Origin of the sequence: Pedobacter sp. MC2016-24, from assembly GCF_015223055.1 — a bacterium.
Taxonomy (GTDB): Bacteria; Bacteroidota; Bacteroidia; order Sphingobacteriales; family Sphingobacteriaceae; genus Pedobacter.
On the sequence record NZ_JADFBX010000036.1, the window covers coordinates 1 to 1398 of the forward strand.

Sequence of the window (1398 nt, forward strand, 5' to 3'; positions counted from 1 at the left end):
ACATAAAACAAGGCGGCCCAAATCAATTGATTCGGGCCGCCTTGTTTTATGCTATGTATATTAAGCGTGTATCCAACTGAATTTATAATCCATGGTCGGGCTTTTCATCCGTTCTGCAACGCGTAGCAACCTGGAAGGAAGTGCCATGATATAATCGCGTGCTTTTTCACCTGCATCGTTTAAATCCCGCATGCTCTCTAATTTCCACTCCTCGATCAGCTGTTGCATGATCTCTACATAATCAACCGCAGTATATACACCCAAACGTTGAGCAGCATCAGTGAAATGACCAAAAGTTTGCCCGATTTTCAAGCCCATCTCTCTTAAGAAATGCGCCGGCATCACAATCTTTTGACGCATCATGTCCTCAAAGGCAATCATCGCTTCATTCGGATCCACCTCAAAAATCTTGCTCATGAAGTCTTTATAAGCCTTAGCATGGCGCGCCTCATCAGAAGCAATTACACCACACATTTTAGACAATAGCGCATCTCCGTCTTTTTTAGCCAATGAAGCCACCCTACGGTGCGAAATATTAGTAGCCAGCTCCTGGAAACTCGTATAAATAAAATTTCGATAAGGATCATGACCAGTACCAATGTCAAATCCATCAGCAATCAGATATTGTGTTGAGATTTCCATTTGGCGCATGTCCACCCTGCCAGAAAGGTAAAGGTATTTATTTAGCAAATCTCCATGTCTGTTTTCTTCTGCAGTCCAATGACGTACCCATTTCATCCATCCACCCTGCTCATTTTTTGTAATTCCGTCTACCATACATAACCACGATTCGTAGGTAGGCAAAGCCTCCTCAGTAATCGTATCTCCGATTAGTACAGCTACCAGATCATAAGATAGATCATTGGCATTTTCACGTAATACTTTTATATCCTGGTAAAATGTTTCACTTGTAGAATCGGGCAAGAAATCAGATGGCTGCCAATTAGTATCAATCGGTTTCAGGTATGTATCCATCATGTCCAGCATATAGCTTTCTATGTGTAACATGACTTCCCTTCTTTTCTCTGCGAAAAAGCTCATTCTTTTTGTGTTTTAAATTTGTATCAAAGATAACCAAAAAATGAACAATACCTTGTTTTAGATCTAATTTATTCGCAATTAAGACCTTGCAAATCTACATTTTCCAATACAATATTTCGATGTTCAGTACTTAAGGCCATCTTTATTAATCGCATTCAGCAGATCACAATAAATAAGTATTCAGTGTATTACTTCACAGGATTTAGATCGGCTAAACAACAGACCAGAGCAGTCTTAAAGCACAAATTTTGCATAGAACTTAATCGTAACTTAAAAGCCTGGAACGGTGATAAACTATAAAACCAGAAACTGTGCTAAACTATAAAGGTGAAACTGTTATAAACAAGAAAAGCCTGT

Annotated in this window: 1 protein-coding gene; it reads right to left on the bottom strand. The window is 39.1% G+C overall.

The window, feature by feature from the left end; translation table 11 throughout:
- Window positions 1–60: 60 nt before the first annotated feature.
- Window positions 61–1041, bottom strand: coding sequence for an acyl-ACP desaturase (locus tag IM797_RS28115; RefSeq protein WP_194130552.1), 981 nt, complete (start codon window positions 1039–1041; stop codon window positions 61–63).
- Window positions 1042–1398 lie beyond the last annotated feature (357 nt).

Excerpts from the sequence above, each read along its gene's own strand:
- IM797_RS28115 (WP_194130552.1), bottom strand. The coding sequence starts at position 1,041 with ATGAGCTTTTTCGCAGAGAAAAGAAGGGAAGTCATGTTACACATAGAA.